General features: G+C 61.5%; 22 protein-coding genes. 3 read left to right on the top strand and 19 right to left on the bottom strand.

What is annotated here, in order from left to right; genetic code table 11:
- Window positions 1-192: 192 nt before the first annotated feature.
- Window positions 193-435 (top strand): hypothetical protein, encoded by a 243-nt coding sequence (locus QMK47_RS12310; RefSeq protein WP_253473682.1) that lies wholly within the window; start codon window positions 193-195, stop codon window positions 433-435.
- A gap of 266 nt (window positions 436-701) precedes the next feature.
- Complete coding sequence (locus tag QMK47_RS12305) at window positions 702-1,436, top strand: EthD domain-containing protein (protein WP_320390276.1); 735 nt, start codon at window positions 702-704, stop codon at window positions 1,434-1,436.
- 98 nt (window positions 1,437-1,534) lie between these two features.
- On the opposite strand, the gene QMK47_RS12300 is transcribed toward QMK47_RS12305, so the two are convergent.
- From QMK47_RS12300 to QMK47_RS12210, 19 genes are all read right to left on the bottom strand, one after another.
- On the bottom strand, window positions 1,535-2,668 hold the full coding sequence (locus QMK47_RS12300; protein WP_258690916.1) for an FAD-dependent oxidoreductase: 1,134 nt from the start codon (window positions 2,666-2,668) through the stop codon (window positions 1,535-1,537).
- A 406-nt stretch (window positions 2,669-3,074) separates the two neighbouring features.
- Window positions 3,075-4,544: an NAD-dependent succinate-semialdehyde dehydrogenase gene (locus tag QMK47_RS12295; protein WP_258690915.1), complete on the bottom strand. Its 1,470-nt coding sequence runs from the start codon at window positions 4,542-4,544 to the stop codon at window positions 3,075-3,077.
- Window positions 4,545-4,560: 16 nt separating this feature from the next.
- Window positions 4,561-5,577 (bottom strand): dihydrodipicolinate synthase family protein, encoded by a 1,017-nt coding sequence (locus QMK47_RS12290; protein ID WP_320390275.1) that lies wholly within the window; start codon window positions 5,575-5,577, stop codon window positions 4,561-4,563.
- A gap of 28 nt (window positions 5,578-5,605) precedes the next feature.
- On the bottom strand, window positions 5,606-6,616 hold the full coding sequence (locus QMK47_RS12285) for an ornithine cyclodeaminase family protein (RefSeq protein WP_320390274.1): 1,011 nt from the start codon (window positions 6,614-6,616) through the stop codon (window positions 5,606-5,608).
- Between the two features lie 99 nt (window positions 6,617-6,715).
- Entirely contained in the window at window positions 6,716-7,630 is a 915-nt protein-coding gene (locus QMK47_RS12280; RefSeq protein ID WP_258690912.1) for a LysR family transcriptional regulator, read from the bottom strand.
- Window positions 7,627-8,412 (bottom strand): cyclase family protein, encoded by a 786-nt coding sequence (locus QMK47_RS12275; RefSeq protein WP_018600389.1) that lies wholly within the window; start codon window positions 8,410-8,412, stop codon window positions 7,627-7,629. Before QMK47_RS12275 ends, QMK47_RS12280 begins: the two co-directional genes overlap by 4 nt.
- Window positions 8,399-9,406 (bottom strand): NAD-dependent epimerase/dehydratase family protein, encoded by a 1,008-nt coding sequence (locus QMK47_RS12270; protein WP_214509239.1) that lies wholly within the window; start codon window positions 9,404-9,406, stop codon window positions 8,399-8,401. The genes QMK47_RS12275 and QMK47_RS12270 overlap by 14 nt, the downstream gene beginning before the upstream one ends.
- Window positions 9,397-10,389 (bottom strand): fumarylacetoacetate hydrolase family protein, encoded by a 993-nt coding sequence (locus QMK47_RS12265; RefSeq protein ID WP_258690910.1) that lies wholly within the window; start codon window positions 10,387-10,389, stop codon window positions 9,397-9,399. The genes QMK47_RS12270 and QMK47_RS12265 overlap by 10 nt, the downstream gene beginning before the upstream one ends.
- Entirely contained in the window at window positions 10,386-10,958 is a 573-nt protein-coding gene (locus QMK47_RS12260; protein WP_320390273.1) for a cupin domain-containing protein, read from the bottom strand. The genes QMK47_RS12265 and QMK47_RS12260 overlap by 4 nt, the downstream gene beginning before the upstream one ends.
- 63 nt (window positions 10,959-11,021) lie before the next feature.
- Window positions 11,022-11,972 carry a PDR/VanB family oxidoreductase gene (locus QMK47_RS12255; protein ID WP_258690908.1) on the bottom strand — a complete coding sequence of 317 codons (951 nt, stop codon included), beginning with the start codon at window positions 11,970-11,972 and terminating at the stop codon, window positions 11,022-11,024.
- Entirely contained in the window at window positions 11,972-13,009 is a 1,038-nt protein-coding gene (locus QMK47_RS12250) for an aromatic ring-hydroxylating dioxygenase subunit alpha (RefSeq protein WP_253473653.1), read from the bottom strand. The genes QMK47_RS12255 and QMK47_RS12250 overlap by 1 nt, the downstream gene beginning before the upstream one ends.
- Before the next feature lie 48 nt (window positions 13,010-13,057).
- Window positions 13,058-14,260, bottom strand: coding sequence for an MFS transporter (locus QMK47_RS12245; RefSeq protein WP_258690907.1), 1,203 nt, complete (start codon window positions 14,258-14,260; stop codon window positions 13,058-13,060).
- A gap of 126 nt (window positions 14,261-14,386) precedes the next feature.
- Window positions 14,387-16,915: an efflux RND transporter permease subunit gene (locus QMK47_RS12240; protein ID WP_258690906.1), complete on the bottom strand. Its 2,529-nt coding sequence runs from the start codon at window positions 16,913-16,915 to the stop codon at window positions 14,387-14,389.
- A gap of 4 nt (window positions 16,916-16,919) precedes the next feature.
- Window positions 16,920-18,023, bottom strand: a complete 1,104-nt coding sequence (locus QMK47_RS12235) for a WD40/YVTN/BNR-like repeat-containing protein (protein ID WP_320390272.1) — start codon at window positions 18,021-18,023, stop codon at window positions 16,920-16,922.
- Window positions 18,024-18,095: 72 nt separating this feature from the next.
- Window positions 18,096-19,460 carry a DUF1329 domain-containing protein gene (locus QMK47_RS12230; protein WP_024618265.1) on the bottom strand — a complete coding sequence of 455 codons (1,365 nt, stop codon included), beginning with the start codon at window positions 19,458-19,460 and terminating at the stop codon, window positions 18,096-18,098.
- Window positions 19,461-19,472: 12 nt separating this feature from the next.
- A complete protein-coding gene (locus QMK47_RS12225) occupies window positions 19,473-21,152 on the bottom strand; it encodes a DUF1302 domain-containing protein (protein ID WP_024618264.1) in 1,680 nt (559 codons plus the stop codon).
- A gap of 127 nt (window positions 21,153-21,279) precedes the next feature.
- A complete protein-coding gene (locus QMK47_RS12220; protein WP_320390271.1) occupies window positions 21,280-22,404 on the bottom strand; it encodes an FAD-dependent oxidoreductase in 1,125 nt (374 codons plus the stop codon).
- 178 nt (window positions 22,405-22,582) lie between these two features.
- Window positions 22,583-22,945 (bottom strand): Rieske (2Fe-2S) protein, encoded by a 363-nt coding sequence (locus QMK47_RS12215; protein WP_258691226.1) that lies wholly within the window; start codon window positions 22,943-22,945, stop codon window positions 22,583-22,585.
- A gap of 15 nt (window positions 22,946-22,960) precedes the next feature.
- On the bottom strand, window positions 22,961-23,899 hold the full coding sequence (locus QMK47_RS12210) for a VOC family protein (RefSeq protein ID WP_253473638.1): 939 nt from the start codon (window positions 23,897-23,899) through the stop codon (window positions 22,961-22,963).
- A gap of 327 nt (window positions 23,900-24,226) precedes the next feature.
- Between QMK47_RS12210 and QMK47_RS12205 the strand changes: the two genes are divergently transcribed.
- A complete protein-coding gene (locus tag QMK47_RS12205) occupies window positions 24,227-25,138 on the top strand; it encodes a LysR family transcriptional regulator (RefSeq protein WP_253473635.1) in 912 nt (303 codons plus the stop codon).
- Window positions 25,139-25,150 lie beyond the last annotated feature (12 nt).

The raw sequence follows: 25,150 nt of genomic DNA, 5'->3' as shown, positions 1-25,150 counted from the left end.
ATTGGCATAAAAACCGAGCAAATAAAAATAAATTAATACAGTGACGGTTTCCCGACGCACGGTACCAATGTGCCATTGCTGGGGGTTCAAATCGAAGCTCATCATCCGCAAGCAACCCCCGCAAAATGTTTAGGCCGCCGACCTGGACTACAGGAAGTAATCAATCGCATCACTCAATGGAGCAACTCCGAGATGATGACTGTTTATTTTGTTGTGATGACGATCTGCAGTGGCTTCGAAGGCTGCGTCGATGAACGACAACCAGGGCCAACCTTTGCTTCCAAGGCAATGTGCATGGAGACGGCCAGAGTCATGGCGCCGCGCAAAGGGGTGAAGTTCAAATGTCGCAAAGAACGTATGCTGGTGGTCCATGAGACACCGCCAGCAGAAAAATACGGCAAAATTGTCTCCACCAAGACCGAAGTCCAGCCTTAGCAATATGTTTTTCGCCGGACGGGTCCGGCAGAGGAAGGCGCCGGGCTTATCCGCACAGCATTGGCAGAGGCCTCAGCCAGGTAAAGACGCATCAAGCATGTTCTTACGTGATACCTGCTAGCAGAAACCCTGATTGGTTTGGAGGACAACGTTGGTCTTATCTTGTTTCTAAAACATCACCATGGTGAATACCGCCTGCAAAAGCGCATTCGATGTTTAGAAAGATAAGACCAATGTCATCAACCCCAACCAGACGCGAGCGCCCCATGATTAAAATGCTAGCTGCCGTACGCCGCAAACCCGGCATGACGCATGCTGAGTTCTTGAACTATATAGAACACCAGCATGGAGAAATCGCCCGGGCTAAACCCTTAGGCGTCAAACGATACGTGCAAAATCATGTCATCGACTCAGCTTTCGGCGTTGACGCTGATAACACCTACACACAAACATTTCACCGGGACTCCGTCACCGAATTATTTTTTGATGACATGTCAGGTTTGATTCACACCTTCAGTGATCCCTATACCCAACAAACTGTTGGGCCTGATGCAAAAAACTTCGCCGACCTGTCTAAACAGGCCGCTCAGCTGATGGATGAAGTCGAGATTTCCAATACCGGTGCCGCCCCCTCAAAATGGAAGGCGATCGTCTTCCTGAAGAAGAACCCAACGGTGCAACTGGAGGCCTTTTTCACCGCCTGGGATTCAGCTCACGACACAGTTGCCAATCAATACCCGGACTTCCAAAAGGTGCTACGTCGGCACGCTCGCTCCAGATACCTCCCCGAGGGCGACCGAGTGACGTCCTATTTCGGGCCAGACATCGCGGTATACGAAGGCACTTCCAGCCTGTGGTTTGAAAATGAAGCCGATCTTTCTGTTTTTCGTCAGTATCAGCGAGCACTGTTCCAGCAGCTGTCTGACGTAGGGGTCTTGCTACCGTCCGAATCTTTTTTCGTATACGTCAAGGAGATCGTCATTTTCGATCTGGGCCAGTAAACATTTAATGAGCTAATTAACTGCATCAAGTCCACTGCCCTTCTTCGAACTGGATGCTGAAGTGATTCAAGGGCATCCAGCCGAAGGGGCTGAATCACTCAGATAGGTTCAGCCAACGTAGCAGTGGACTCTCGCATGATCTGGGCATGCTCATCCTTGTCACCCGCACTTTTTTCTATCTCGCACAGCCGTGCAGAGTTCTCGACCACCAGTTGGCAACGCTCCCAACGCCGCGCTTCGAACCGGCTCAGGGCAGCCTGTAGATCGCTGTCGGCGAACAGTTCTTCAGCAAGCACGATGGCACTCTCGATGCCAATCCCGGCCCCGGAAGCCAGATGGGGCGTGGTGGCATGCACCGTGTCCCCAATCATCACGACGCGACCCTTATGCCATGGCAACGGCACCAACAGATTGGCCAGCGGGCGGTAGTCGATATTGGCACCCGGCTCGAACAGTTGCGGCACAAGCGTTTGCAGGATCGGGGCGGGAAACTCACCCAGCAGACGCGCCATTTCGCCTGGCCAACTGGCCGGATCGATCCACTCGGAAAACTCGCGGTTTTCCATGAGGAACATGTACATATGCGTTTCAGAAATCGGATTGACGCCGACCTTGGTGCGCCCCAGCCAATGACTGGGCCGTACGATTTCCTGCGGACGCTGCAACACCGCGCGCCAGACACTCTGGTGAATGGGTTTTGGCGAGGGCGCCTCCGGGAAAAACTCCTTTCGCATCCGCGAATGCACACCGTCGGCGGCGATGACCAGATCGTAGCGCCCGGAGGTGCCGTCAGTGAAAGACACTTCAACGCCATCGGCATGCTCGATGATGCTGTCAAACGTTATGCCCAGGCGCACGTGGGTGCCTACTTCCCGCGTCTTGTCGGCAAAAATGCGAGCCAGTACCGGGCGCAGGATGCCGCCGCCACAGGGAATCGGTTTATCGCTGACCGGCGGTCGAAGCGCCAACTGCACGATCAGTTCGCCAACCGGTGAAAACACATCGAAATTGGTCGATAGATACCCTTCTGCGGCCACTCGTTCAAGAATCCCGACCGTATCAAGCGCTCGCAACGTCGGCCCGCTGAGCGTAATACCGGCCCCCAGGGGACACCACAGAGGATCGATCTCGACCAGGTCCACTTCGACGCCCTGGCGGGCGAGCTGGATAGCCGCGGTCATACCGGAGAACCCGCCTCCGATTACCAGGACCTTATTGACTGCTGCAATCATCACGCTCTCCTAATTATTCTTATTTCAATCGGGCTGACATTGCATGGCACACCGACGGGCTCTGCAGCGCTATCGACTCAATGCCGCAGACTCATGAAGTTCCGACCGAAATGCCGGATCAACGACGAGACTATCGAATTGACTATCAGCGCTGAAATCGCTTTCCACAATCCGAGGTATCGCAGGAGGTGATGGGTGTCAGAGGGTATGCCTGCTCGGCTGCTGAAAACCCGCAGTCCCCTTGTGGGAGCGAGCCTGCTCGCGAAAGCCGAGAGTCAGTTGGCGGTGATGTTGGATGTGCCGACGCCTTCGCGAGCAAGCTCGCTCCCACAGGTTTTTGTGTTGTGTCCAGGTGCGGTGAACACCCACAAACCCATGTGGGAGCGAGCTTGCTCGCGATAGCGGTTCACACGCTTTCCAGGCCATCCCAGCAGAGGTATTTCACCTCAAGGAACTCGTCGATCCCCAGGTGAGATCCCTCTCGCCCCAGACCGCTCTGCTTCACGCCGCCGAAAGGTGCGACTTCATTTGAAATCAAGCCACAGTTGATGCCCACCATGCCCGATTCGATGCGAGCGGCATTGCGCCAGATGCGGGCCGCGTCACGGCTGTACAGATACGCCGCCAAGCCAAACTCGCTGTCATTGGCCATGGCAATGGCTTCGTCGTCACTGTCGAAACGCACCAGTGGCATGACCGGGCCGAAGATCTCTTCGCGAGCGACCCGCATTTCATGAGTCACATCAGCCAACAAGGTGGGCTGGAAGAAACACCCACCCAGCGCATGAGGCTTGCCGCCGGACAGCAGTCGAGCACCTTGCGCCAGTGCATCATCAACAAGGGCCTGGGATTTTCCTACCGCTGCGTCATCGATCAACGGCCCGACCTGTACACCCGGCTCCAGACCATTGCCCACCTTCAAGCGCGCCATGCGCTCGACGATACGTTCGGCCAGTGCGTCATAGACCCCTGACTGCACCAGCACCCGGTTCGCGCCGATGCAGGATTGCCCACCATTGCGAAACTTGGCCAACATCACCCCATCGGCTGCCGCATCAAGATCGGCATCGTCGAAGACAATGAACGGCGCGTTGCCGCCCAGCTCCATGGAGCATTTCTTGACCGTCTGCGCCGCTTGCGCCAACAGCAGCCGGCCCACTTCCGTGGACCCGGTGAAGGTGAGTTTGCGCACCAACGGGTTGGCCGTGAGTTCACCGGCAATGTCTCGGGTGTCATTCCCCGTGATCACACTGAACACACCAGCCGGCACACCCGCGCGCTGCGCAAGTTCAGCGAGGGCCAGGGCGGTCATGGGCGTCTGGCTGGCCGGTTTCACGACCATCGTGCAGCCCGCCGCCAGCGCCGGAGCGGCCTTGCGCGTGATCATGGCCGCGGGGAAGTTCCAGGGCGTGATCGCGGCGCAAACGCCGATGGGTTCGCGCAGTACCACAATGCGCTGAGTGTCCTTTACGCCGGGAATCAAATCACCGCGCACCCGCGTGGCTTCTTCGGAAAACCAGCGCACAAACGACGCAGCGTAATCGACCTCGCCCCGCGCCTCCTCCAGCGGCTTGCCCTCCTCCAGGGTAATCAGCGTGGCGATATCCTCCCGATGCTCAACCATCAACTCATACCAACGGCGCAACACCTCGCCCCGGCGTTTAGCCGTCAAGCGTCGCCATGGACCGAAGGCCGCATGCGCGGCATCGATGGCGTGCCGAACTTCAGTTTCGCGGCAGCGTGGCAACTCGGCCAGCACCGCTTGATCCACCGGATTACGCAGCGTGTACCGACCGTGCGGCGTCTCGTTCAGCCACTCGCCGGCGATGTAGGCACCCGTGCGCCACAGCGTCGGATCCTTAAGTAAATGCTTCACTTTGCAATCCTCTTAATCAGCAAGGGTGACGCCCGATCATGAACGCGCTATCCGGGTCCGAAGTCACCGGCAGGCCCGCCGCAACCAGCCCTTGGCGCAAAGACTTCATGAGGCGATCCGGCACGCGCATCGCCGGGGCACGCAGCGGGCCGCCGTTGAAGCCAGCAAGCCAGTCCTGGTATTTCCACATCGTGCGATTGAGCACCCCGGTGCCGCCGGCATAGCTTTGCGCGGCGGCGCCATTGGCACTGCGTGCCGGGTTGACCTTCCAATACAGCTCCATCGCTTCTTCGAAGCGACCCGTGCGGGCCAGTTCGAAAGCTTTCGGGTAGTAGTCGCTCATCCAGGCGGTGTTGCTGGTGCCGGAAAACTGCAGTTTCATCAGGCTCATCAACGGGATTGCGTCAGCTTCGATCGGGCAACTGATCACCACCTGATCACGGAAGTGGTAGTACATCTCGCAAATGCCCGCTGGCAACGGAAACCCTTGCTCGGACTTGATGGCGGCGATATTCGGGCAATCGGCCAGAAGACGACGGACCAACTCCAACGACATACCCGCCGGATGCACGCGCTCAAAGCCCCAGAGCGGAATCGGGAAGAGCATGACAGCCAGGTCCGTGGCATCGCAGAACGACTTGGTGTAGTCGTAGATTTCCTGCTCGCTGGTCGGCCAGAACTGCGGCGGGTAGGAGAGCAGGACGATGTCGGCGCCGGCATTCTCAGCGAGTTTCACCGCCTCGATGTTCTCGGCAAGCGTGCCAAAAGCCGCGTGGAAGAACAGGATCAGGTCTTTCCCCGACTCACGCGCCCAGGCGGTGAATTGAGCGTTTTCCTGGGCAGAGATCGCCAGTTCACTGCACAGCAATGTGCTGCTGTAACCCAGTCCAACCGTATGCTCGATGTCGTGGTGTATGCCACGCTCATTGAGACGCTTCAGATCAGCACTGAAGCTTGGGATGGTGACAGCCGAGCAGCCCACCAGGTTTTCACGGGCCCAGGCGCGGGCATCAGCTTTCTTGTAAGTAGCCATGATGATTTTCCTTCGAACAGTGGAGGGGTTATTTCGAGACAGGGACAATGCTGGCAGGCAGCTCGATGCCGAGGCCTTGTTGCCTGGCGCGCTCGTACAACGCTTGTGCGATGACGACATCCTGCAGCGCCGAGCCAACTGACTTGTAGAGAACGATGTCGCTTTCTTTCTGGCGCGGATTGACGCGACCCGCGACCAGATCCGACAGCGCGACCAGTTTGTCGGCGACATAAACACCGGCGCTGATCGCAGCAATGGCGTCGCCGGTATCGTGAAGTACCTCTTGCGGCATATCCGCGACGATGCAGACGGCTCGCTCCATCGTGACCGGGTCAACCTCCCGTTGCTCAGGCAAGGTGGAACCCAACGACACGACCGTCACGCCTGCGCAAAGCCATGCCCCTTGCAACACTGGAGACTCGTCACGACTGCGTGCGGCACAGATCACCACATCGCAGTCCTGCACGGCTTCTTGCGCAGTGTTCACCGCTTGGATATCCAGCCCCGGCCTGAAGCTTTCGGCAAACCGCTCGCGGCTCGCGGGCGTTGGACTGAACACCCGGACACGGGCGACATCGCGCACGGCCTTGAGGCAGTCAAGCGCGCCACGCGCTTCAAACCCGGCACCAATCACGCCCACCCGCAGCGCTCGTTGAGGCGCCAGCAGATCAACCGCCAGCGCAGCGGTTGCAGCGGTGCGCAAGCCCGTCACCCGATTGCCGTCGATCAGGGCGCTGAGCGCCATGGTTTGCTGGTCGAACAATGCAATCAGGTAGCTGGCGCAGCGCGCCCGCATGGACGCCGCGATCAACTTGCAGCCCATTTGGCCGCCAGCGGGAGGTACAGCAGTCAAACTGCGCAACCAGATACCGTCGCCGCGGGCCATGGAGCGAGGCGGCACCATGGCATCCGACGTGGGGCAGGCATACGCCTGCGCGAGCGCGGCAACGGCTGTGCTCCAGTCGGCGAGCGAGGCGACATCGGCATCGCTGAGAAAAAGCGTCGGGGTAATGACTTGGGGCTCTTGGGCGTGATGCATAGCGCTAACCTCGCAATCGGGGATCAGTCGTTGATTGACTGACACCCTACGAGGCGCGCCCCCCACCGAATACTGCTGGGGATGCAAAGCAGCTATCGCTCAAATCGATGGCATGGACAGATTGCAAATCAGCCGTCGCACTTCACGGGAAGCACGGGTCAAGGGGCGACGGGGCGACTCGACCAGCACGACAAAGCGCTCCAGCACGGGCTCGATAATGCGCGATGAAATCAGTCGTTGATCCAGCGAGCCCGGCAGCACAGAGGCAATCGCATAACCTCCGCCAGCCGCGACGACTTCGTACTGGAGCTGGACGGAGTCGGCTTCCACGGCAACACACAACTCCACGCACTGTTCGGCGGCCAGATGATCGAGCCTGGCCCTTAACAGATGGGGACGCCCCGGGACTACCAGTGGCAATCCGGATAGCCGCTTCAACGCAATGTCTCGCTCGGCAAGGAGCGGATCACAGGCGGGCCCTATCAAATGCAGCGCCAGCCTGGCCAGTAGATACGCCTCGCCGATGCTGGTTTCGTTCTCGCGCAGGACCAGCGCCATATCCAGACGACCATCCTGCAACTGCTCTTCGAGTTGCGCACTCGCGCCCTCGATCAGGTGCAATCTCACACCCGGCATCTGTGCTTGTACCGCCGCGAAAAGCGTACCGGCAAACCGCCGGACCGCCGAAGGCAGCATCCCTACGACTACCTCCCCCACCGGTTTTCCACGCCGGGTACGAATGTCATCGGCCAGGCCTTCGGCGTCCACGAGAAGACTCGATACGCAAGGCAGCAACTGCTCTCCAAACTCAGTCAGGAGCACCCCACGGCCGGTACGATGAAACAGCCGCTCGCCACATTGCGATTCGAGCTGAGCAATGTTTCGACTGACCATGGACTGCGGCATATCCAGTAAAACAGCCGCTTTACTGAGACTTCCAGCCGCCGCGACCCGCACAAACAATGTCCAGCGGGGATCGACAATCGTCAAAGCAGCGTCCGCAGTCACGCTCATTCCTCGAAAATCGCTACGGCACGGACGAAACCAGCCGAAGCGTGCCTGATCTTGTAGGGGAAACAGGACACCTGGAAACCATGGGCCGGCAGGCATTCCAGGTTGGCCAGTTTCTCCATCTGGCCGTAGCCGATGTCACGTCCGGCCTTGTGCCCTTCCCAGATGATCGAGGCGTCGCCCGTGGCGGCGAAGCGTTCGCGCGTGTACTTGAACGGCGCATCCCAGCTCCAGGCATCGGTGCCGACCACGCGCACGCCGCGCTCGAGCAGATACAACGTGGCCTCGCGGCCGATGCCGACCCCGGCATCCAGATACCCAGGCTGGCCAAACAGCGCCCCGGCGCGGGTGTTGACCAGGACAATGTCCAACGGCTGGAGGACGTGTTCGATGCGCGTCAGCTCAGCCTGCACTTCGGCGGCACTGACCACATGACCATCCGGCAAATGACGAAAGTCCAGCTTCACGCCCGGTTGCAGGCACCAGTCCAGCGGCAGTTCGTCGATGCCGAAAGCCGGCTTGCCACCGTCCGTGGTCGAGGCGTAGTGCCAAGGGGCGTCCATATGCGTACCGCTGTGCGTCGTGATCTGCAGGCGCTCAGCCGCCCAGGACTCGTCGCCGGGCAGTTGCGCCTTGGACAGGCCGGGAAACATCGCGGCCATCTCCGGCCAGCCTTGCTGATGGTCCATGTAGTCGATTTTCGGCAGCAACGGCGGTGGATCGGTGTAGGGGTTGTTGTCCAGGGTAACGGACAGGTCCACCAGGCGGCGTTTAGTTGATTGCATTTTCGCTCACTCCAAGCGCCACCCGCCCACGCGCACGACGCGTCGGGGTAGCCGTGTTCAAACTGTTACGTATCAAGGCGGCTGCCGAGCCGTCATGGCGGAAGCCAAGGGCACGGGCCAGAGGGGTTTTCATCGCCGGGAAATTGCCGAACAACGCTTGCAGCCCGGCATCCGGGGCGAAGCTGATCAATGCGCGGCGTTCCTGGCCGTAGGCCGCGGCCAGGGCATCGATGACCTGGGCAATGGACAGGTGCAACAGCGGCAATTGCCAGACGCGTGACTCACCGAGCTCGGCAGCCGGCAGTTCGGCGGCCCGTAGCAGGTTATCCACGCAACACCGCACGGACATCCACCATGCCTGCGCCTGCGGCGAGACCGGGCAGCAATATGGCTGGCCCTCGGCGACGGCGTGCAGCAGGTCGCTCATGAACGCCGAACGCAGTCCATTGGGTTCACGTGGACGGGCGACAATGCCGGGCAGGCGCACGGCACGACCGTCCACCTCGCCTCGTCGGGCAAGGTCGTTGAGCGCCATTTCCACCATCACCTTGTGCGCACCGTAACTCAGCTGCGGGCTCGGCACCGCACGCTCATCCATGCGGGTCGGCAGATCGCCGCCGTACACCGCCACGCTGCTGGCATACACCAGCACCGGCCGACCCGGCTGTTCGCGCAACTGGTCAAGCAATTCCAAGCTTGCCAACAGGTTGACCTGATAGCCCAGCGAATAGTGCTGCTCCGCCGCGCCACCCGGGACGCTGACCAAGTGAAAAACCACATCAATGCCATCGGCCAACGCGCGGCGCAATAACGCGGCGTCGGTCACACTGCCGCAATGCCGGCGCAGGCGCTTATCGTCAGCAAAGCCCACCAACTCTTTATCCAGCAGGATCAACGCGCTGATCGACCGGCCTTGTAACTCATTGGTTTCGAGCAATCGTTTCACCAGCGCCCGGCCGACAAAACCATTGGCCCCGGTAATCATCACGCGCATGGGAGGCCTCCGTGCACGACACGCTGGTCTATCGCTCCGAAGACCGACTGCCCTTGTGGGTCGAAGACTTCCATGCGCACGCGATCACCGAAGCGCATGAAGGGTGTCTGTGGCGCGCCCTGCTCGATCATCTCCACGGCACGACGTTCGGCGATGCAGGCAGCGCCCACCGTGGGATCGGCATTGGAGACGGTGCCGGAACCGATCAGGCAGCCCGCCCTGAGGCGCCGGGTCAATGCCGCGTGGGCAATCAACTGATGAAAACCGAAATGCATGGCGCCGCCATGGGCATGGCCAAACCACTTGCCATTCCATTCAACCTTCAGCGGCAAGTGCACACGCCCATCGCGCCAGGCCTCGCCCAATTCGTCGGGGGTGACCGCCACCGGGGCAAAACTGGACGAGGATTTGGCTTGGATAAAACCGAAGCCGGTCTTCATTTCACGGGGGGCGAGCGCACGCAGGCTGATATCGTTGACTTGCAGAATGAGCCGAATATGACTGGCGGCCTGTTCTGCCGAGCAGCCCATGGGCACGTCATCGACCAACACCGCGTACTCGCCTTCAAAGTCGATGCCGTGGGCCTCACTCGGTAGAACGATGTCGTCGTGGGGGCCCAGGAAATCATCGCCACAGCCCTGGTACATCAGCGGGGTGTGTTCAACGCCTTCGATCGGATCAAGCGCAAACGCCTTCTGCATCCGCTCCCCGTGGCTGAGGAACGACGAGGCATCCAACCACTGCCAGGCACGCGGCAAGGGTGCAGCGGCCTGCGCTGGATCGAAGGCAAAGGCACCGGCCTGGGTGCCCTCATTCAAGGCCTCATACCGCACGCGCAAAGCGGCCTCGACGCTGGACCAATGATCGATGGCATCCTGCAGCGTCGCGGCAATATCACTGGCATCCACCGCCCAGGCCAGGTCGCGGGACACCACCAGCAGGCAACCGTCGCGGTTGTGATTCTTGAGAGTACTGAGCTTCATGCCTGTTCTCCTTGCAGCCCGGGCGCGAAGCGGCCATCGAGCAGCACGAAGAGCATGCGGGCCATCTGCTCGGTGCGATTGCTCCAGGCGTGGTTGGTGCCGCGCTGCACGACGATGTCACCGCGTTTGAGATGCACCTCTTCGCCATCGAGCACCAGCCAGACCTCACCCTCGGTGACCACACCGTAATCGAGGGTTTCGGTGCGGTGCATCAGCTTGTGCCTGGAATCAGCCTGCCCCGTGCCGGCAAGGGCCTGGCCTATTTCGGCGAAGGCCGCCGCCGCATCCTCGGCGCTGACCTGGTTCTGCACGCTGTCAGGCGGAATATCCACCACGCGGATGACACTGCCCAGCGGTGCAGGACTCAACTGAAGCGGTTTGCAGGTGGGGTCGTCGCCGTTGTCCAGCACGGCCGGGCTGGCGCCACTGTTCCAGATCTCATGGAAGACCGTGCCGGGTACGGCCTTGAGCGCGAAGCTGTTGGGCGTCGGGCCGCTGAGCGCGACCACCGCCTGGCCCTGGGCATCGTGCCCGGTGACCACGCGTTTGAAACCAGGAAGTTGTTGCATGTTCGACTCCTCAATCAATTGGCGAAGCACAGCAGCAGGTAAAAATGGATTCATGGAAAAACCTTAAAGATCGAGCACCAGCCGCGCACTCCTGGCACGCGAGCAACAGGGCGTGAACTGGTCGTTGCGGGCTCGCTCGGCATCGGTCAAGAACATGTCGCGATGGTCCGGCTCGCCTTCCAGCACGCGCGTGAGGCAGGTGCCACAGATGCCCTGCTCGCAGGACAACGGAATATCGATCCCCGCCTCCAGCAGCACCTGGGCAACGCTGAGCGCGGCCGGCACCTGGAGACACTGTCCCGTGCTGGCCAGTTGCACCTCGAAGCTGCCCGCCTCACCCGTCGGGACAGCGGCGGTAAAGTACTCACGGTGCAGTTGCGCCTCGGCCCAGCCCCGCTCGCGCGCCGTGCCGAGCACGTGCTCCATGAAGCCAGTAGGGCCACAGACATACAGGTGACGGTCACTCGCCGACGCGGACAAGACCCGAGCACTGTCCAGACGCTGAGCATCCTCACCATCGTCCACATGAACGTGCACGCAATGGGCAAACGCCGAATGGCAGATGTACTCGATAAAGGCCATGCGTCCGGCCGAGCGACCGCAGTAGTGCAGCTCGAAAGGCGCGCCGATCCGCGCCAGGCGCTCGGCCATGCAGAGGATCGGCGTAATGCCGATGCCGCCTGCGAACAGCACGCTGTACCCGGCCGCATGCTCCAGCGGGAACAGGTTGCGTGGCTCGCTGATGCGCAGCCGGCTGCCTTCGTGCACGTGTTCGTGCATGGCCTGCGAGCCGCCGCGAGACGCCGGGTCGAGCAACACGCCCAGCAGGTAGCGGTGGCGTTCTTCGGGGTGATTGCACAGCGAGTACTGGCGCACCATGCCATTGGGCAGGTGCACGTCGATATGCGAGCCGGCGCTGAAAGCCGGCAGGATGGAATGCTCGGCCGGGGCCAGTTCAAAGCTGTAGATGCCTTCGGCTTCGGGGCGCTTGCGGGTCACAACGACATCGATCATCACTGGCTACCCATTGGCTGTTCAGCGGCGATCAACCGACGCAGGACACGTCGGCAACGCACAGCCCCAGCGTCGACTGGCAGCAGCACCGGGTTAAGGCCAAGCAGCTCGACCTCGCCAATCTGACGCTGTTGAGCCTCGACCATGGGCTTGTCTTCACCGGCGAAAATACCGATCAACATCTCCTGGACGAAGGCATTCAGCTGCGCATTGTCCTGCTCGAAACTGCGCGTGTTGGCAAAGAAGTAATGGGTATTGGTCGCGTCCTGCGGTGTCATCAGATGCAGGTTCCACGTGACGGGCCCCTCTTCCCTGGGGCGCCCTGGAGGCGTGGCACCACTGCCCAGCAGCATCAGGCCGGGGGCGTGCCAGATGACCTCGGCCCAGACGTCCGCCCGGCTCGGATCTTCCAGGTGGGCGCCAAAAGCCGGTGGCGGTACATCATCAGGCGCCCACCAGCTGATGCGCACGCGATCGTTGGGCAACTCCTCGATGGTGGCGCGGGTGCGTGACAACGCCCCGCCACCGAGCGTATCGGGGTGCAGGAAATCAACGTGGCTCAAGTCCATGATGTTGTCGGCCAGTAGCTCGTAGTGCGCGCGCGTAGGCAAATACCCATGGCCTTTGGCATCGGTTGGCGCCTGCTCGAAGAAGGAAAAATCAGGAATCAGCGCATCGTTGGCCAAGCTCGGATCGCCAGGCCAGACCCAGATCGCGCCATGGCGCTCAGCAACCGCGAACGCGCGGACACAGGCAGCCTTGGGGATACTCCCATCGCCATGGGGGTTGTGCGTACATTGGCCACTGCCATCGAAACGCAAGCCGTGGTACGGACACTGAACGCTGTCGCCGACAATCTTGCCCATGTGCAGCGGGGCAAAACGGTGCGGGCAACGATCGGCGAGCGCCTGGATCGCCCCCTGGCTATTGCGAAAGAACACGATGGGTTGCTCGACGATGGTTCTGCCAAGCATCCCACCTTGCTCCAGCTCGTCAGCCCATCCAGCGATGTACCAGGTGTTGAGCAAATAGCTCATGATGTTCTCCTCGGTTTTCTTATTTTGATGAAGCGTCGAATGGGCAGATCAGCGATCAGCGTCTGCGGCCACCGCAGCGGGAAAAGCTGACCTGCGGCCACGCAACCGAATGCAGGCCAGGGCCACCAAGAGTTGAACGCCCGCGACGATTCCCAGTGCGGAGGGCAAAGCGCTGATCATTCCCCCGGTGATCGCCAGCACCACCAGCGGGCTGGCGAACTCACCGGCAAAGAACATCGCCGTGAAGCCGCCGGCGGCGCGGCCGCGTTGCTGGAAGTCGACCTGGCTCATGATCCAGGTGAGCAGGGTCGGCATCATCAGACCGATGCCCAGGCCGTTGACCAGGACGGCGATCACCACCAGCCCATGACTGTTGGCCACCGCCAGCAGAGCGCCACCGATACCGGCCGCGACGAAGGCCAGGAGCATCTGCCGGTGCGCAGGGACACCACGCAACAGACGAAAACTCAGGGCGCCGACCAGGACGCCAAACTGACTGGCGCCCATGGTCATGCCGATCTGCTGCGAACCTTCGACATGCAGCAGGTTGAGCAGGTAACCGACTTGTACCGGCACGATGAACAGGCTCAAGCCCGCCAGGAATGCCAGGGCATACAACGGTGCCAGGGGGCGCCAGGGGAATGCCCTGCCTGCCGCGGTTGTCGCGGTGACGACCTGCGCCCGCGGCTCCCACAGCAACCAGACCATCAGCGGCAGAAACACCAGCCCCAGCCCATACAGGGCAAACGGCGTGCGCCAGCCGTGCTCGCCGAGCACACCACCGACGGCAATGAAAATCGCCGCCGACAACGAGGTCGCAACCATTTGCAGGGCGAACATGCGCTCACGCCGCGCACCGCTGTAGTAGTCGCCCATCATCGTGGTGCAGCAGGTCATGATCGCCGCTTCGGCCACACCGATGCCGGCGCGGCTGATCACGATGACCTCTAGCGACTCCAGCCATAGCGGCAGCACCCCACAGACGGTGTAGAGAAACATCGCACCGATCAGCAACGGCTTGCGCCCCAGTCGGTCGGCGATGATCCCGGCCACGGGTGCCAACAGCGCAATCATCAATGCCGGTAGCGTCAGGGCAATGGGCACCAGCACGGCCACACCCGGCGTGTCGGCGAAGTGCTCCTGCATACGCGGCAGGATGGGAGCCAGCAGCACCGCACCGAGCACCGGCAGGCAACTGCCGAGTAGCAGCAACAACGACTGTGGCAAACCTGCCTGGCGCTCAACGCTCATCGTGCACCTCCGCGGGTTGGGCCGCGCAGAACGCCATGCCGAAGGCACTCAGGCCGGCGATAAGGTCAATCCATAAAGACTGCTGGAACAGCGATACGCGAGGCATGGGAAAGTCCTTTCTTGTTGTTATGAGGCGACGGGATTGGCGGCGGTTGTCGTTTGATCGTGTCCCGAAGCCAGGCGCAGCGAGTGCTTCACGCAGGCCCCCTCCTCGGCTACGGCCGGCATCAGCGGCAGGCTCGTCGGGTGGTTGGGTATGGCCTCGGCCTGCCCCGTGCTGACACGTTTGCTCGGCAACAGGAAGTGAGCCAGGGCCGGCAACAGCACCAGCGCACCGACCATGTTCCAGACGAACATGAAGGCCAGCAGCACGCCCATGTCGGCCTGGAACTTGATCGGCGAAAACATCCACGTGGCCACGCCGATCGCCAGGGTCACACCGGTCAGCATCACCACCTTGCCGGTGGACAGCAGTGCCCGGTAGTACGCCTGCGACAGGCTGGTGCCCTGGCGCATATGACCGAGCAGGATGCTCATCACGTACAGCGCGTAGTCGACGCCGATGCCCACGCCGAGGGCGATCACCGGCAGGGTCGCAACCTTGACGCCGATGTTCAGCCAGACCATCAGCGCCTCACAGAGGATCGATGTGAGCATCAGCGGGATCACCGCACAGATCGTGGCGCGCCAGGAGCGGAAGGTGATCAGGCAGAGCAGGATCACGGCGCCGTAGACCCAGAACAGCATTTCGCGGTTGGCCTGCTTGACGACGATGTTGGTCGCGGCCTCGATCCCGGCATTGCCCGCAGCCAGCAGGAACTGGACGTCGTCGGTATTGTTCGCCGCGGCGAATTGCTCGACGTGATCCACCAGGCGACTCAGGGTTTGCGCCTTGTGGTCGGAGAGGTAGACGTACAGCGTCAGCAGGCTGCAGTCTTCGTTGTACAACCCGCGCGGCGCCCCAGCGGTGACCATGTTGAGCATCGCCTGGTTGTTCTGCAGCTCATACCACTTCGGGCTGCCTTCGCTCAGACCCACCAGCATCCGGCGGTTAAGCAGCGCCAGCGAGTTGGTCGAATCGACCCCAGGCAAGGTGCGCAACTGCCAGTCGAGCGCGTCGACCTTGCGCAGGATGTCGTAGCGCGAACAGGCGCTGGCTGGCGTCTTGATCATGACCGCGAACAGATCGCTGCTGGCGCCGTAATGACGGGTCAGGAACGCGTCATCCTGGTTGTAGCGCGAGTCCGCCCGCAGCTCGGGCGCGCCTGCGTCCAGATCCCCAACCTTCAATTGCAGGCTGACGATGAAGCCGAGCGTCGCCAGTGCCAGGCTCAGGGCGATGCACAACGCCGCCCAGCGCCGCTGGGTGAACAGGTCGAGAAAGCGCCAGAACCCGTGGCGACTCTGACCGGCCTGTTCAGCGTGCTCGCTTTTCAGGCTCAGTCGCGCGGCACGGCGGCTGACGCCCACGTAGGAGAGCAGGACCGGCAGCAGGATCAAATTGGTGAAGATCAGCACGGCCACACCGATACTGGCGATCATCGCCAGGTCCTGGATCACCTGGATCTTGATGATCATCAGCACCGCAAAGCCGACCGCATCACACAGCAGCGCGGTGAGACCGGCGAGAAACAGGCGGCGGAAGGTGAAGCGTGCGGCGACCACACGGTGCATGCCACGACCGATGTCCTGCATGATGCCGTTCATCTTCTGGGCGCCATGGCTCATGCCAATGGCAAACACCAGGAACGGCACCAGCACCGAATAGGGGTCCAGTTGATAGCCCAACAGCGGCAGCAGGCCGAGCTGCCAGACCACCGCCACCAGCGAGCAGAACACCACCAGCAAGGTGCTGCGAATGCAGCGGGTGTACCAGTAGAGCACCACGGCGGTGATCAGGATCGCCACGGCAAAGAACACCAGGATCTGCCGCAGGCCGGCGATCAGGTCACCGACTTTCTTGGCGAAACCGGTGATACGAATGTCGATGCTGTCGCTCTGGTACTGGCTGCGCAGCGATTCGAGTTGTTGCGACAGCCGGGTGTAGTCCAACGGCTGGCCATCGGGGGTGCGCTGCAGCAGCGGTACCTGGATGATGCTCGAGGCCTGGTCGAACGCCACCAACTGGCCGATTTCGTTGGACAGTTGCACATTGCGCCGCAATGCCGCCAGGCTCGCAGCGCCGCCATCGTAGTTATCCGGAATGACCGGCCCACCGTCCAGGCCCGCTTCGGTCACCGCCACCCAGCGCGTGGCCGGTGTCCAGAGCGACTTCATGTACGCACGGTCGACACCGGGCAGCAGATAGATCTTGTCGCTCAACGCCTGCAGCGTCTTGAGGTAGGCGCTGTCGTAGATGTCGCCCCGCTTGTTGACCACCGCGATGCGCACCGAATTACCCAGCCCGCTCAGTTCCTTCTGGTGCTCAAGGTAGTTGGCGATATAGGGCTGATGGGTGGGAATCATTTTTTCGAAACTGGCATTGAGCTCGACACGACTGGACTGCCAACCCAGCACCAGCGTGGTCGCCAGGCACAGCAGCAACACCCACAGGCGATGGTTGAAGAGGGCTCGCTCGAGCACCGAACCGGAACGCGGATCAAAGTCTTCGAACGCATTCGCGGGGGACTGGGAAAAATTTCCAGGGGACGTCATAACCTCACTCCGAAGCGGCAGTGGATGGCTGCGCAAGACGCTGCAGCCCGGTGAAACCGGCAACGATCAAGCTGCCATCGGCGGCCTCGATCACACTTGAAACAGGTTTGCCCAAGGGCTCGCCCAGTGACTGCAGCGTCGCCCCGGTCTGCTCACCATTGAGAAACAGCGCGCCCCCCTGGTTGACCAGCAGCACTTGGCCGCCGGCCAGGCGGGTGGCGTCGTTGAAAGAAATCGGCAGAGGGACAGACAGGTGCTGGAAGCTGGCGCCACCGTCATTGGAGATAAAGGCATTGCCCCTCAGGCCACCCACCAACAGGGCGCCATCGGCGCGGCTCTGCAAGGTGAAGAAACTGCCTTCATAGGGGCTTTCCAACTGGTTGAACGAAACCGCGTCGTCATCCGAGCACGCCAGGTAACCCTGCTCGCCAGCCAGGAACCAGCGCGTATCCTGATGACTGATGGCATACAAGTGCATCCCGTTCGGGTTGGCGATGTGCCCCATCAGCGACTGCCACGTGGCGCCGCCGTCCGCGGTCCACAGCGCCAGGCCGTAGGCACCGACGATCAGCCCGTGTTGTGCATCGATGAATTCGAGTGCCAGGAAGGGTTTGTCAGCGCCATCGGCAACGAGACGCTCGGCACTTTGTACGCGTACCAATGCGTCATCCGGGTTGGCAGCGGTGGCCTGGTCAGCCTTGGCTGCGTCCAGTTCGAGCTGAGCCGCACGCGCACCGTCGAGTTGCAGCGTCCAGTGCTCGCCACCATCGCGGGTGACCAATACCACGCCAGCGTGACCCACTGCCCAGCCATTGCGCGCATCGACAAACTGCACCGCCGTCAGGCTGACCGAAACCGGTACCGGGGCCTGGCGCCAGCTTTGCCCGTTGTCATCGGAGAGCAGCACCAGGCCGCGCTCGCCCACCGCCACCAGACGTGTGCCGGCCCGCGCCAGATCGATCAATACGCTCTTCTGCGCCGCCGGCACCGGCATGGCCGGGGTGCTCAACGGCGCGCCCACGGCAGTCGGCCCTGCCAGGCAATCGCTGGTGGCGAAGGGCAAATACAGGGCCAAGAGCACAGCGCCCGCCTGACTGATTCTGTTCATAACCTAACCTCGGAAAAACACTCGCACCCCAAGGGAAGACCGACAGGCCTGCCCTTCACGCTCAGCTCAGACTCAACGCACGCCACGACCGGCCATCGCCGCTGGCGAGAACTCCGAGGCCTTGTAGCGATCGACCGCGTGATACTGATCCGGCAATCCGGCGTAGACGTTCTGGATAAACCACGCCCCCGAAGTCAGGTCATAAAAACCGGCAGACAGTTGCACCAGGCCTGGCAGGTCGGGCAGTACGGAAGGCAGGGACCAGAGGGTCTTGGCCAGTTGACCGCTGGCGTCCCAACGGTCGCCGAGCAGGGCTTGCCAGGTGTCTTCGTCGAGGTAGTAGCGGCCTTTGGGCAACTGGTGACGCTTACCGGCGGCCAACGTCGACTCGACGACCCAGACGCGGTGCAACTCCCAACGCACGTAGTCAGGATTCAGATGGTGCTTGGCGAACAGGTCTTGCGGCTGGGCAGCGGTCTGCACCTTGTTGGTGTTGTAGGGAACGTACATTTCCTGCTTGCCCACCAGTTTCCAGTCGAACCGGTCCGTACGGCCCTGCCACACGAACAGTTCGTCGAAGGACATGACCCCGGCGGTGGACGGCGTCGGTGTATCGCAGCAGGCGTTGGGCAGCGTGCGCACCCGGCGCTGACCGGCCAGATAGACATGGGCCTGGGATTTTTCGCCGTTGATGTTCTCACGCCCCAGGATCTGTTCGCCGGCACGAATCGCCGGGCCGGAATTGACAAAGTGCACCTGCCAGTAGTCGCCCGAATAGTTTTCAGGACCGCCCTCCTCGAAGTAGTAGGGCATCTCCTGGGTCAACAGGCCGTCGCTGGTCATCACCTGGTTGCCGTCGGCCGTCATCAGGTAGTGGCGAAAATGCGCCGCCACCGAGGTGCCGCGCCAGTTCAGCAGGTGGTTCCAGATGGCTTCGGTACCGTTCTGTGGAATCGGAAACGGGATCCCGCCATAGGCGCCGTCGGGGATCAGGCCGGCGCTGCTGTCGACCAGTTTGGCCCGGGTCGCGTTCTTGAGCGTGTTGTCATAGACCCACTGCGGCGCGGCGGCTGTGCGCCGGGTCGGATAGACATCGATGCGATAGGTGTCCGGGAAACGCTTGAACAGCTCCTTGGTGCCGTCGCTGAGCTTGTCGGCGTACTTGGCCAGGTTCTGGGCGGTGATGCTGTACAAGGGTTTGTCCGCGGCAAACGGATCGCCACGTTTGCCGCCCGGAACATAGCCTGGATCGACCTTGGTGTAGCCACCGTCCCAGGCCGGAATGCTGCCGTCAGCATTGCCCGCCTTCTCGGCACCGAAGGGTGTCAGGGTCTTGCCCAGCGCGGCCGCTTGTTCAGCGCTGGCGGCCAGGGTCATCGGCGCGGTGGCGGCCAGCAGGGTTAAGCACAAGGCCTTTAGAGTGAACTGAATGGTCATGCGCAAATCCTCTTAGAACGTGGTCTTGACGGAGAAAGCCAGGTAGTCCCGGTCCTTCAACGACTGCTTGTAGTTGAACTGGTTGGCGGCGTTGAGGCTGGTGTCCTCGGGACCGTAGAAGTGGGTGTAGGTCAGCCCCACGGTCACTTGGTCCAGGTAGGTGGCGGAGACGCCGATGTTCATGTCCCCTCCTCTATCGGGGCCGAACCCGCTGATCACCGCCGACTTGCCCATGGGGAAGTAGCTGATGCCCACTGGCACGCTGATATCGACGCCTGGGAAAAACTGGCGATAGGTGGGCGTGTACACCAGCTTCAAGCCCAGGCCGTCATCGGTGGCGTTAGGATCGAGGGCGGCGCGGTTCCTGGTCACGGCCAGCAAGCGGTTCCAGGCGATCTCCCCGACCAGGCTGGCCTCATTGGCGACGAAGGAAGGGCCCAGCGATGCCAGGACGTTGAGGTTGACGTGAGCCGTCCGGCCGACGGCGTACAAGGCGTCATCATTGTTGTCCGCATCGACGCCCGCCAGGACGGTCTGGGCGTTGGACACCAACGGCATGTTCCAGCGCATGGACGCCTCACCGGCAAAGCTGTACTCGTCGACAGTTGTGGCAAAACTGGCGCCCAGGACACGGATGTCTTCCGGGTAAACCCAGGAATATTCGCCGACTTGCCCGGTACTGAAGTTCGGCCCGGTGGCATTCGGTTTCAAATACAACGTGGGCGTTTTCTCGTGATACTGCAGCGCGTACAGGCCGTAATCCGCCGTCCCGGTGTTGTACTTGAGCTGCAGGCCGCCTTGGCCGGAGCTCCTGGCTTTCTTGTCCTTGCCATGGAAAAACGCTGCCGGGCTGTTGGCATTGCCGCCAAGGAAATCCGGGAATGGCCCGCCAGTGATCAGCCGCTCATTGCCTTCACCGATGGTATCGCTGGTGGAGAAATAGCTGCCGGCGCCCGGCAAGCGGGTGGCCTCCCACTCCAGCTGGTAGAAGGCGCCCAATGACACATCGTCGGTCAGTTGGTAGGCGGTCGAGAGCTGATTGACCGGCCGGGTGATTTCCTTGAACTGGGTATTGGGTACCGATTGCGCCTTGACCACGTCCACCGGCGCCATGGCACCGGCAATGCCGTTGCCGCCGAAGAACAGGCTCTCGCCCCAGATCAGGCCGTGGCGCCCCGCGCGAACCGACAAGGAGCGGTCGGCCAGCTCACCGTTCCAGTAGACAAAGGCATCCAGCAGTTCGCCGTCGCCGCCATGCAGATGACGGGTGTCGCTGGTGAATTCATCGAAGCCCACCGAACGCTGGTTGGCACTGGCCGCGTCGTTATTGTCGTTGCGGTCCTGGTAGACAGTGTCATACCAGGCGGCACCGCTCAGGCGGGCACCGAAGTTGTGATAACCGATGTCCAGTTCGGAAAGAATATCCAGGCGATTGGAGATCAGCCCCTTGCCGAAATTGTGATCGCCGTCATTCTGGTTCAACGCCGTCTGCCCTTCGCTGAGCTTGCTGCTGGGGTCCTTCAGGCGCCAGGCCGCGCTGTACTTCAGCGTGTTGTCCCAGCGCAAGCTGAGATCGGGGTTGCCGGTATCGATCTGAAAGGCCTGGGCGGCCGAGGCGCCAAGCCCCAGGCTGGCCGCAAGGGTCAGGGTGAAGGGGACGCGCCGCGACGCAGCGATCTTGCGAGTAGCCATCGAAGTAACCCTCTTTATTGTTGTTGTATGTCAGCTCTTCTGGTGAAACGGCGCCCGCAGTCGAACCGGGCCAAGCCTGCACAGGCATGAAGCATCCATGGGAGAGCGAATTCGGTTTGCCGGCGCCTCAGATGGGCTGTGCCGTGACCTCGAGCATCCGCCTGACCAGGCCGATCCGGTCGAAGCCGCTGTCGTGGGCCATTTCCTTGTCACCGGCCAACACCGAGCTTTCACTGATGAATTTGCAGCGCTCATAACGGCGCGCCATAAAGCGTTCGAGCTGCTGTTCGACGCTGCCACCGGCGCCCAGCTCTTCGCCAAGCACGACGGCATCTTCAATGGCCATGCCGGCGCCCTGGCCCAGGTGCGGTGTCGTGGCGTGTACCGCGTCGCCAATCAACACGACACGGCCGCGGTACCAGGACTCACTGACGAACACCACCTCCAGCGGCTTGTAGACCACCTGTTCGCTGTCGATTATTTGCTCGCGCAGTTCGCCGATCAGCCCAGTGAAGCCGCTCAGGCGCTGGCGCATCCGGGTCGCCAGCGTGGCGGCATCCATCCTCGGGTTGGCGGGCTCGTGGGAGGTCACGAACAGGTACATCTGGTCGCGACCCAGCGGCACCAGCCCGGCATTACCGGCGGGTCCCTGGAAGGTGGCCAGATGATCGATCCCGGCGGCACGCGGGAAGTTGTAGCGCCACACCGCCTGGCCGGTGAAGCGCGGCGGGTACTGGTCGCCGAACAGCAAGCCGCGCATTTTCGAGTACAGGCCATCGGCGCCCACGACCAGGTCGTAACGACCGCGACTGCCATCGGTGAACAGCACATTAACGCCCTCGCCCACCTGCTCCAGCGTCTCGACGCTCAGGCCCAGGCGAATCGAGGCGCCCAGGGCAATGGTGGTTTCGCTGAGGACTTGATGCAGGGCCAGGCGCGAAATACCGACATTGGCCGGATACTCGGGGCCAGCCAGGCGCTGACCGGGGATTCGCGCCAGCTGCTCACCAGCCGTGGTATTGATGGTCAGATCCTCGAACGCGTAGGCGGCGTCCAGGTAGCCGTCCAGCACACCCAACTTGGCCATCTCACGCACGACGTTACTCTGCTGGATGATGCCAACGCCGTAGACGGTCCACTGTGCCTTGAGCTCGACAAGGTCGACGACGATGCCTTTGCGACGCAAAGCGATTGCGGCACACAGGCCACCGATACCACCACCGACGATAAGCACCTTTTCCACTGCGTTCATGCTCGTTTCACTCTTATTCTTGTTATTCACGCAAGCGTTCTGCCGGAGCGTTCCCAGGCTTCACGACCGGCTGTTTCTGCACGCATTCGCTACCGCGTTGTGTTCACTTTCTCGGCAAAGCAGGCGTTTGACTAATCGCATGTAGGGATACGATGTATCAGCAACCGCGATACGTTAACTAAGGTCCACACGCTTCCAACTGACCCGCTTCGAGCACCAGCCAATCGGCCTCTGCATGCCATTGCAGCGCACTCAGGCGTTCCCCCAGGCAAGGCCCGTAGACACACAGGCCACTGTCTGGAAGGAACCGGGCACCGTGGGCGTAACAGACAATCTGGCTGCCATCGGCGCTGAGAAAACGGTCCTTGCGGTACTCCAGCCGCACCGCCAGGTGCGGGCAACTGTTGCGATAGACCCGCACCTCGCCGCCATGGCGCAGGGCGAACACGCTGTCCTTCCCCGTGCCCAGGGGATCGAACCCACGGGCTTGCCCTTCGACCACGTCATCCAGGTGACAGAGAACAATGGCGTCGTGACTCATGGACGACATTCGCACTCAGGCCTGCTTGGGCGGCGGGCCGCTGGGGAACCATTTTTCCCGGGAAGTGAACAGGAACAATTGCGAGTTATCCGCCGACAATGGCGCCTGCCGCGCTTGCCAGGCGTCATCGTGCTTGTCCATGTCTGCGTCGTATTCGATGTGGCAGCCCAGCGGGCTGTTGAAGTACCAGAACCAGTTGGAGCCAAAGAGGTGACGGCCCGGTCCCCAGAAGCTGGTCCAGCCTTGCTGCTCGAAGCGGCGCCCGGCCAACAGCACTTCCGTGCCGCTGCCCATGTGAAAGGTGAAGTGCTCGCACCCCTTCATATGCGGTGGCGTCTGGATCATGAACAAACAGTGATGGTCATCGGAACCGGCGGGACGCATGAACGGACCCGCGCCAACAAAGGTGTCGGTGGTCACGAAGCCCAGGCGTTTGTAAAAGGCCTCGGCCTTGGCCGCATCCGGCACGAAATACACCACGTGGGACAGGGTCCGCGGCAGGGCCTGCATATCGGGGCTGATGCCCGGTTGGTTGACCGGGCGCTGGGGGGCATGGCCCGGCGCATTGGTCAGGTCCGCCGGCGCGCTGTACGCACGCCGCACACTGATCTGGAAACCAATGGCAAAGCCCATGTCGTCCACACTGTGCACGGAACCCTCGGCACCGCGGGTCACCAGGCGATCACGCCCCAGCTCATCGGCGATGGCCTCAAGATCAGCCGCGCTGGCCACGCCGTAAACGGTTTCACGAATCGAAGGCGCAGGCCCGATGGCCGCCGGCAGACTGGCATCGTCCGCACGACGGATAATCACGGCAGTGCCGTCGAGGGCTTCAAAACGACCGCCCTCGCTGTCGACATCGACAGGCAGCAGACCGTAGTCACGCAGGCAATGAGTACAAGCTTGAATATCGTCGACGCCAAAAATCAAGGCATCAAGGCCAATGATGTTCATTGAGTTACCACTCCATTGTAATTATTCAGCGCAGGCCAGCACCCCGCTTGCGGGAGCCGTGCCAGGCGGAGCGCTGCCGAGGCTGGTCTTGGAGTCGATAAAGCCTCACGGCCAACCGACTGTGGGCCGATACTGAAGGGGCAGAAACGCACTGACTAATCGCTTGTCGGGATGCGACCTATCGGCAAATGCGATACCTGGCTGCACCGCGCCAAGTGCCGTGAAAAATCGAACAGGCGTCGCTCGATTCGCCCACTCATAGGACTTGACGCCGCGATAGGAAGGTCGGAAGGTATTTACAAAATAAATACAAGAATCGAGACCGCCATGCGTTTTAACCACTTGGATCTCAATCTCCTGGTGGCGCTTGATGTGTTACTGGAAGAGCAGAACATCACCCGCGCCGCCGAACGCCTGCACATGACCCAATCCGCCACCAGCGGCGTACTGGGCAGGCTGCGCCTCTACTTCGAAGATGAACTGCTGGCGCAGGTCGGGCGCAAGATGCAGCCCACGCCCTATGCCCGTGAACTGGCGGCGCCCGTGCGCCAGGTACTGCTGACGATCCAGTCCTCGATCACCGCCAAACCGGTGTTCGACCCCGCCACCAGCAAGCGCCATTTCCGCCTGATCACGTCGGACTATCTGATCAGCGTCCTGTTTGCCCGGGTGATCCAGAAAATCTCCCTGGAGGCCCCGCACATCACTTTCGAACTGCTCGGCCCCGGCGACACGTCCACCGAGCTGCTGATGCGCGGCGAGGCCGACATGATGATCGTGCCTGAGCGCTATCTCATCGAAGGCCACCCATCGCAGTTGCTGTTCGAAGAAGAGCATGTTTGCGTGGTGTGGGACGGCAACACCCAAGTGGGCGACAGCATCAGCCTCGATCAGTACATCGAGATGGGCCATGTCTCGGTGATTTTTGGCCGCAACCGGCAGTTAAGCGTCGAAGAATGGCTGATGAGCCAGTACGGTTTCACCCGCCGCATGGAAGTGGTGACCCACGACTTCAACACCCTGCCGCAACTGATCGTCGGCACCCAACGCGTCGCCACCATGCTCCAGCGCATGGCCAGGCTCTACGCCAACTACCTGCCGTTGCGCATCCTGCAACCACCGGTGAAAATCCCGGTGATGCGTGAGTTCATGCTCTGGCACCGGACCATGGAGGGGGATCCGATGCACCGTTGGCTGCGGGCGAAAATCAGTCAGATCATCAACGAGCTGGAACAGTAGTAGCAGCCATTG

Source organism: Pseudomonas sp. P9_35 (assembly GCF_034008205.1).
Taxonomy (GTDB): domain Bacteria; phylum Pseudomonadota; class Gammaproteobacteria; order Pseudomonadales; family Pseudomonadaceae; genus Aquipseudomonas; species Aquipseudomonas kilonensis.
This window is presented reverse-complemented; position numbering and strand designations above follow the sequence as displayed.

What these genes read in the sequence shown, in the direction of transcription:
- QMK47_RS12310 (WP_253473682.1), top strand. Translation starts at nt 193, where the DNA reads ATGATGACTGTTTATTTTGTTGTGATGACGATCTGCAGTGGCTTCGAA.
- QMK47_RS12305 (WP_320390276.1), top strand. Translation starts at nt 702, where the DNA reads ATGATTAAAATGCTAGCTGCCGTACGCCGCAAACCCGGCATGACGCAT.
- QMK47_RS12300 (WP_258690916.1), bottom strand. Translation starts at nt 2,668, where the DNA reads ATGATTGCAGCAGTCAATAAGGTCCTGGTAATCGGAGGCGGGTTCTCC.
- QMK47_RS12290 (WP_320390275.1), bottom strand. Translation starts at nt 5,577, where the DNA reads ATGGCTACTTACAAGAAAGCTGATGCCCGCGCCTGGGCCCGTGAAAAC.
- QMK47_RS12285 (WP_320390274.1), bottom strand. Translation starts at nt 6,616, where the DNA reads ATGCATCACGCCCAAGAGCCCCAAGTCATTACCCCGACGCTTTTTCTC.
- QMK47_RS12280 (WP_258690912.1), bottom strand. Translation starts at nt 7,630, where the DNA reads ATGAGCGTGACTGCGGACGCTGCTTTGACGATTGTCGATCCCCGCTGG.
- QMK47_RS12275 (WP_018600389.1), bottom strand. Translation starts at nt 8,412, where the DNA reads ATGCAATCAACTAAACGCCGCCTGGTGGACCTGTCCGTTACCCTGGAC.
- QMK47_RS12270 (WP_214509239.1), bottom strand. Translation starts at nt 9,406, where the DNA reads ATGCGCGTGATGATTACCGGGGCCAATGGTTTTGTCGGCCGGGCGCTG.
- QMK47_RS12265 (WP_258690910.1), bottom strand. Translation starts at nt 10,389, where the DNA reads ATGAAGCTCAGTACTCTCAAGAATCACAACCGCGACGGTTGCCTGCTG.
- QMK47_RS12260 (WP_320390273.1), bottom strand. Translation starts at nt 10,958, where the DNA reads ATGCAACAACTTCCTGGTTTCAAACGCGTGGTCACCGGGCACGATGCC.
- QMK47_RS12255 (WP_258690908.1), bottom strand. Translation starts at nt 11,972, where the DNA reads ATGATCGATGTCGTTGTGACCCGCAAGCGCCCCGAAGCCGAAGGCATC.
- QMK47_RS12250 (WP_253473653.1), bottom strand. Translation starts at nt 13,009, where the DNA reads ATGAGCTATTTGCTCAACACCTGGTACATCGCTGGATGGGCTGACGAG.
- QMK47_RS12245 (WP_258690907.1), bottom strand. Translation starts at nt 14,260, where the DNA reads ATGAGCGTTGAGCGCCAGGCAGGTTTGCCACAGTCGTTGTTGCTGCTA.
- QMK47_RS12240 (WP_258690906.1), bottom strand. Translation starts at nt 16,915, where the DNA reads ATGACGTCCCCTGGAAATTTTTCCCAGTCCCCCGCGAATGCGTTCGAA.
- QMK47_RS12235 (WP_320390272.1), bottom strand. Translation starts at nt 18,023, where the DNA reads ATGAACAGAATCAGTCAGGCGGGCGCTGTGCTCTTGGCCCTGTATTTG.
- QMK47_RS12230 (WP_024618265.1), bottom strand. Translation starts at nt 19,460, where the DNA reads ATGACCATTCAGTTCACTCTAAAGGCCTTGTGCTTAACCCTGCTGGCC.
- QMK47_RS12225 (WP_024618264.1), bottom strand. Translation starts at nt 21,152, where the DNA reads ATGGCTACTCGCAAGATCGCTGCGTCGCGGCGCGTCCCCTTCACCCTG.
- QMK47_RS12220 (WP_320390271.1), bottom strand. Translation starts at nt 22,404, where the DNA reads ATGAACGCAGTGGAAAAGGTGCTTATCGTCGGTGGTGGTATCGGTGGC.
- QMK47_RS12215 (WP_258691226.1), bottom strand. Translation starts at nt 22,945, where the DNA reads ATGAGTCACGACGCCATTGTTCTCTGTCACCTGGATGACGTGGTCGAA.
- QMK47_RS12210 (WP_253473638.1), bottom strand. Translation starts at nt 23,899, where the DNA reads ATGAACATCATTGGCCTTGATGCCTTGATTTTTGGCGTCGACGATATT.
- QMK47_RS12205 (WP_253473635.1), top strand. Translation starts at nt 24,227, where the DNA reads ATGCGTTTTAACCACTTGGATCTCAATCTCCTGGTGGCGCTTGATGTG.